This is a genomic window from Azonexus sp. (assembly GCF_036170495.1).
Lineage (GTDB): Bacteria > Pseudomonadota > Gammaproteobacteria > Burkholderiales > Rhodocyclaceae > Azonexus.
The window spans coordinates 1-6,294 of the sequence record NZ_JAVHPH010000059.1 but is presented as its reverse complement, the minus strand read 5'-3'; the positions used below and the strand labels follow the sequence as shown (position 1 = coordinate 6,294).

Annotated in this window: 6 protein-coding genes; all 6 read left to right on the top strand. The window is 54.7% G+C overall.

Annotated features, from left to right (window positions below; genetic code table 11):
* The first annotated feature begins 17 nt into the window (after positions 1–17).
* The gene (locus ADADOO_RS02030) at positions 18–614 is read left to right on the top strand and encodes an NADH-quinone oxidoreductase subunit J (RefSeq protein WP_511274564.1); all 597 of its coding nucleotides are present in this window, start codon (positions 18–20) and stop codon (positions 612–614) included.
* Between the two features lie 14 nt (positions 615–628).
* Positions 629–940 carry an NADH-quinone oxidoreductase subunit NuoK gene (gene nuoK, locus ADADOO_RS02025; RefSeq protein ID WP_226497573.1) on the top strand — a complete coding sequence of 104 codons (312 nt, stop codon included), beginning with the start codon at positions 629–631 and terminating at the stop codon, positions 938–940.
* Positions 941–948: 8 nt separating this feature from the next.
* On the top strand, positions 949–2,979 hold the full coding sequence (gene nuoL / locus ADADOO_RS02020; protein WP_511274566.1) for an NADH-quinone oxidoreductase subunit L: 2,031 nt from the start codon (positions 949–951) through the stop codon (positions 2,977–2,979).
* A gap of 33 nt (positions 2,980–3,012) precedes the next feature.
* Complete coding sequence (locus ADADOO_RS02015; RefSeq protein ID WP_511274562.1) at positions 3,013–4,497, top strand: NADH-quinone oxidoreductase subunit M; 1,485 nt, start codon at positions 3,013–3,015, stop codon at positions 4,495–4,497.
* A gap of 12 nt (positions 4,498–4,509) precedes the next feature.
* Positions 4,510–5,988 (top strand): NADH-quinone oxidoreductase subunit NuoN, encoded by a 1,479-nt coding sequence (gene nuoN / locus ADADOO_RS02010; protein WP_511274561.1) that lies wholly within the window; start codon positions 4,510–4,512, stop codon positions 5,986–5,988.
* A 68-nt stretch (positions 5,989–6,056) separates the two neighbouring features.
* A partial coding sequence (locus ADADOO_RS02005) for an NUDIX hydrolase (RefSeq protein ID WP_511274559.1) occupies positions 6,057–6,294 on the top strand: 238 nt, incomplete at its 3' end.

Genomic DNA, 6,294 nt, shown 5'->3' with positions numbered 1-6,294 from the left:
GATAACAGGGGCTAGCAATGGATTTTCAAACTGCGGTTTTCTTTTTCCTGTCAGCGATCCTGATTTTCGCCAGCCTGCGCGTAATAACAGCGCGTAACCCGGTTCATGCTGCGTTACACCTCATTCTCGCCTTCTTCACCTGTGGCGGCATCTGGGCGCTGCTCCAGGCTGAGTTCTTGGCGATCGCCATCATCCTCGTCTATGTCGGCGCCGTCATGGTCTTGTTCCTGTTTGTTGTGATGATGCTCGACATCAATATCGACCGTATTCGCCAGGGTTTCTGGAACTATTTACCGCTCGGGGCATTGCTGGGTGTGCTGATGGTTCTCGAAATGGGTCTGGTGCTCGGTAGCAAGTACTTCCAGATTCCCGCTGCGGAAGCTCTGCTTCCGGCTGGTGTCTCGAATACCAAGAGTATCGGTGCGCTGATGTTCACCGACTACGTTTATCCCTTCGAGCTGGCTTCACTCATTCTGCTTGTCGGCATGATCGCGGCAATCGTTCTGACCTACCGCGGTCCGAAGAAGTCCAAGTACACCAACCCGAATCAGCAGGTCTTCGTTAAGGCGAAGGATCGCGTGCGCGTCCTGCAGATGCCGGTTGAAAAAGACTGAACCCCGGGGAAACAATGCTAACTCTCTCTCTCTCCCATTTCCTGATTCTGGGCGCGATACTCTTCGCGATCAGCGTTGTCGGGATCTTCCTTAACCGGAAGAACCTGATCGTGCTGCTGATGGCCATCGAGTTGATGCTTCTTGCGGTCAACATGAATTTTGTGGCTTTTTCCCACTATCTGCAGGATCTCTCTGGTCAGATTTTCGTCTTCTTTATCCTGACTGTTGCCGCTGCCGAATCGGCGATTGGTCTGGCCATTCTGATCGTGCTGTTCCGCAACCTCAAGAGCATCCATGTGGATGACCTGGGCAGCCTGAAGGGTTAAACGTGGAAATGCAAAAACTCTATCTGCTCGTTCCTATGGCGCCATTGGTTGGTGCCATGATTGCCGGTTTGTTCTGTCGCGTCATTCCGCGCTGGGTTGCCCATACCGCAACCATCGCCGGCGTCGCCATCGCTTTTTTGGCTTCGCTTGTCATCTTCAAGGATGTGCTGGCGGGGCACACCTACAACGGTACTGTCTATACCTGGCTGACCAGTGGTGATTACAAATTCGAAGTTGGTTTCCTGATCGACACGCTGACCACGACGATGATGCTGGTCGTCACCTTCGTTTCGCTGATGGTCCATATCTACACCATCGGCTACATGCAGGAAGATCCGGGCTATAACCGCTTCTTCAGCTATATATCGTTGTTTACCTTCTCCATGCTGATGCTGGTGATGAGCAACAACTTCATGCAGCTGTTTTTCGGCTGGGAAGCCGTGGGTCTGGTCTCCTATCTGCTGATCGGTTTCTGGTATACCCGCCCGACAGCCATCTTCGCAAATATGAAGGCCTTTCTGGTCAATCGTGTCGGTGACTTCGGTTTCATCCTTGGTATTGGTCTGGTGCTGGCACATTTCGGTTCGCTCGATTACAAAACAGTGTTTGAGAAGGCGCCGGAGCTAGCTGCAAGTACCATCAATATTTGGGGTGCCGCCGACTGGTCCTTGATGTCCGTTACCTGTATCTGCCTGTTCATCGGCGCGATGGGTAAATCAGCCCAAGTTCCGCTGCATGTCTGGCTGCCGGATTCGATGGAAGGCCCGACGCCAATCTCCGCGCTGATTCACGCTGCAACCATGGTTACTGCCGGTATCTTCATGGTCGCCCGGATGTCGCCGCTGTTCGAGCTGTCGACCACGGCGCTCTCTTTCATTCTCGTTATTGGTGCGATCACTGCCCTGTTCATGGGCTTCCTGGGCATCATTCAGAACGACATCAAGCGTGTGGTTGCTTATTCGACGCTGTCGCAGCTTGGCTACATGACCGTCGCGCTGGGTGCGTCGGCCTATTCGGTTGCCATTTTCCACCTGATGACCCACGCCTTTTTCAAGGCATTGCTCTTCCTTGGCGCTGGCTCGGTGATCATTGGGATGCACCATGATCAAGACATCCGGAACATGGGTGGGCTGCGCAAGTACATGCCGATTACCTGGATTACCTCGCTGGTTGGTTCTCTGGCCCTGATCGGAACGCCTTTCATGTCTGGTTTCTACTCCAAGGACTCGATCATCGAAGCAGTAGGCCTGTCCCATATTCCGGGCTCCAGTTTTGCCTACTACTCAGTGCTGGCGGGCGTCTTCGTGACCGCCTTTTACTCCTTCCGGATGTACTTCCTGGTCTTCCACGGTGAAGAGCGATTCGGCAAGACTGACGACGCGCATCATCATGAGCATATTGGTGACCATGATGATGAAGAAAGCTCGAACGATCATCATCACGGTCTGGCTCCGGGACAGAAGCCACATGAGACGCCCTGGGTTGTCACTCTGCCGCTCATCATGCTGGCTATTCCATCGGTGGTCATTGGTTTTTTTGCCATCGGCCCGATGGTATTCGGCGACTATTTCAAAGGCGTGATCTTTGTCGATCAACATGCCCATCCGGCGATGGAACATCTTTCCGAGGAGTTCCTCGGTGCGCTTGCTATGGGCATCCATTCGCTGACCAGCCTGCCTTTTATTCTGGCTCTGTCCGGCGTAGTCGTATCGTGGTTCTTCTACATGAAGCGTCCCGATATTCCGGCTGCCATTCAACGTCGCTTCTCGGCTATTCATACGTTGCTTGAGAACAAGTACTACTTCGACAAATTCAACGATGTCGTCTTCGCCGGGGGCGCTCGCCTTCTGGGCAAGGTACTGTGGCGTGGCGGCGATGTTGCGCTTATTGACGGCTTGATCGTCGATGGCTCGGCCAAGGTCGTTGGCTGGATATCTTCCATTACCCGTCTGTTCCAGACCGGTTACGTTTATCACTACGCTTTCACCATGATCATCGGCGTCTTTGTACTGATGACTCTGTGGATCAACCGCGCTTAAGCGTGAATAGTTCGCAGAAAAGCAAGGAATAACATGTCGACTTACCCATTGCTGTCTCTCGCAATCTGGATCCCGATTTTTGCCGGCTTGGTGGTGCTAGCCACCGGCGGCGACCGGAACGCTCCGCTGGCAAGAATGCTTTCCCTGGCCGGGGCCGTTGCCGGTTTCCTGATTACTATTCCGCTCTGGACCAGTTTTGATGTGTCCGTCGGTGGCATGCAGTTCGTTGAACTGGGTTCATGGATTCCGCGTTTCAACATCAATTACCACCTTGGGGTGGACGGCATTTCGATGCTGTTCGTCGTGCTGAACGCTTTCATTACGATCATTGTGGTTGCTGCCGGCTGGGAGGTGGTCAAGATCAAGGTTGCGCAATACAACGCTGCTTTCCTGATTATGTCCGGCCTGATGAACGGCATTTTTGCCTCGCTAGACGGCGTGCTGTTCTACGTCTTCTTCGAAGCATCGCTGATCCCGCTGTACCTGATCATCGGCGTCTGGGGCGGCCCAAAGCGGGTTTACGCCGCCTTCAAGTTCTTCCTTTACACGCTGTTCGGGTCGCTGCTCCTGTTGCTTTCATTGATGTATCTGTTCATCAATTCCGGCGGCAGTTTCTCTATCCTCGAATGGCACAAGATGCCGATTGCCCTCGGGCCGCAGATCTGGCTGTTCCTGGCATTCCTCGTTGCTTATGCCGTCAAGGTGCCGATGTGGCCGGTACATACCTGGTTGCCGGACGCTCACGTCGAAGCGCCGACCGGTGGTTCGATCGTGCTGGCTGCCATCGCTCTCAAGCTTGGCGCCTACGGTTTTATCCGGTTCTCGCTGCCGATCCTGCCTGACGCCTCGCATGAATTGTCCGGCCTGGTTCTCGGTATGTCGCTGATCGCCGTCGTCTATATCGGTTTTGTCGCCCTGGTTCAGGAAGACATGAAGAAACTAGTGGCCTATTCGTCGATCGCCCACATGGGTTTCGTGACCCTGGGCTTCTTCATGTTCAGCCCGCTCGCCGTTGAAGGCGCGCTGGTCCAGATGGTTTCGCATGGTTTTGTTGCCGGCGCCATGTTCTACTGTATCGGTGTCATGTATGACCGCGTGCATAGCCGTCAGATCGCCGATTACGGCGGCGTGGTCAATACCATGCCCAAATTCGCTGCGCTGTTCATGCTGTTCTCCATGGCCAATGCCGGTTTGCCAGCTACTTCGGGCTTTGTCGGAGAGTTTATGGTCATCCTCGCGGCAACCAAGTTCAATTTCTGGGTGGCCTTTGCTGCCGCCACTTCGCTGATTATCGGTGCTGCCTACACGTTGTGGATGTACAAACGCGTGGTCTTTGGCGACGTTAGTAATCATCACGTGGCCGAACTGAGCGATATCAACAAGCGCGAGTTCGCCATCCTCGGCATTCTGGCTATTGCCACCCTGTGGATGGGTCTCTACCCGCAGCCTTTCACGGAAGTCATGCACGCCTCGGTCAATGACCTGTTGCGTCATGTCGCCATCAGCAAGATTCAATAACCGGTAGCCGACATGTTCGACAATTTTGTTGTCCCCAATCTTCTGCCTGCAGCGCCGGAAATTTTCATGGCGGTCATGGTCCTCGCCATTCTGATGATCGATTTGCTGGTCAAGGATAGCCGCCGTACGGTCACCTTCGTGCTGACTCAGTTGACGCTGATTGGCTGTGCCGCCATCCAGTTCGCGACGAGCACCGGTGAAATCACCTACACCTTCAGCAACATGTTCGTTGACGATCTGATGTCTGATCTGCTGAAGCTGTTCCTGTACATGACCATGGTCATCGTCATGTTCTACTCGCGTGGCTATGTCATTGATCGCGAATCGATGAACAAGGGCGAATACTACGTTCTCGCGCTGTTCGCAACGCTTGGCATGATGGTGATGATCTCGGCCAATCACTTTCTGACCATTTATATTGGCATCGAACTACTCTCGCTGTCGCTCTACGCCATGGTCGCCATGAACCGCGATTCCATTCAGTCGACCGAAGCGGCGATGAAGTACTTCGTTCTCGGCGCCCTGGCCTCCGGCCTGTTGCTCTACGGCATGTCGATGGTCTACGGTGCGACCGGCACGCTCGAAATCACCGGCATTGCCGAGCGTCTCTATGGTGGCGGTGTGAACAAGAGCGTGATGGTTTTCGGCCTGGTCTTCCTGGTTGCCGGCCTGGCCTTCAAGCTAGGCGTCGTGCCGTTTCATATGTGGATTCCGGACGTCTATCACGGTGCGCCGACCTCGGTCACCCTGCTCATTGGTTCCGCCCCCAAACTGGCCGCCTTCGCCATTGTCATGCGCCTGTTGGTCAATGGCCTGATCACTATGGCGGCCGACTGGCAGGCCATGTTGATCATCCTTGCCGTGCTGTCGATGGCCATCGGTAACCTCGCCGCCATCGCCCAGACCAATCTCAAGCGCATGTTGGCCTACTCTGCCATCTCGCACATGGGTTTTATGCTGCTCGGCATCGTCACCGGCGTGGTGAGTGGTGATGCCCGCTACGCTTTGAATGCCTACAGCTCGGCCATGTTCTACGTGATTGCCTACGTGCTGATGAGTGCCGGCACTTTCGGCATGATCCTGCTCATGGCCCGCGCCGGTTTCGAAGCCGAGAATATCGACGACTTCAAGGGCCTCAACAAGCGCAGCCCGTGGTTCGCCAGCATCATGCTCATGCTCATGTTCTCAATGGCGGGCGTACCGTTCTTTATCGGCTTCTTCGCCAAGTTCTCGGTGTTGCAGGCTGTTGTTGCCGCCGGCTACATGTGGCTCGCCATCGTTTCAGTACTCTTCTCGCTGATCGGTACCTTCTACTACCTGCGGGTCGTCAAGGTCATGTACTTCGATGAGCCGGCTGACGATACTCCGCTGGCTGCGCCGATGGACGTGCGCATCCTGATTTCTGCGAATGGTTTGGCCGTTGCGGTCTTTGGCATCTTCCCGCAAGTCATCATGTCGTTGTGCGCCTACGCGCTGCTTCGTTCGCTCTGATGGCGCACTGAAAAGTATTTGAATAAAGCGCCCCGCCAGTCGGGGCGTTTGTTTTTGGGGAATTTCAAATGCCGCACGACGCACACCTGATCGAATCTGAAGTTTCCTCCGCGACTGTGTTTAAGGGTGCTTTGCTCAACGTCCGCAAGGATTGCGTACTGCTGCCCAATGGTCAGGAGTCGATCCGGGAATACATTGTTCATCCTGGCGCCGTCGTCATCCTCGCTTTCCTGCCCAACGGCAACCTGCTTTTTGAGCGACAGTTCCGCTATCCGTTGCGCCGCGTTTTTCTCGAACTACCGGCTG

Excerpts from the sequence above, each read along its gene's own strand:
- nuoL (WP_511274566.1), top strand. The coding sequence starts at position 949 with ATGCAAAAACTCTATCTGCTCGTTCCTATGGCGCCATTGGTTGGTGCC.
- nuoK (WP_226497573.1), top strand. The coding sequence starts at position 629 with ATGCTAACTCTCTCTCTCTCCCATTTCCTGATTCTGGGCGCGATACTC.
- ADADOO_RS02015 (WP_511274562.1), top strand. The coding sequence starts at position 3,013 with ATGTCGACTTACCCATTGCTGTCTCTCGCAATCTGGATCCCGATTTTT.
- nuoN (WP_511274561.1), top strand. The coding sequence starts at position 4,510 with ATGTTCGACAATTTTGTTGTCCCCAATCTTCTGCCTGCAGCGCCGGAA.
- ADADOO_RS02030 (WP_511274564.1), top strand. The coding sequence starts at position 18 with ATGGATTTTCAAACTGCGGTTTTCTTTTTCCTGTCAGCGATCCTGATT.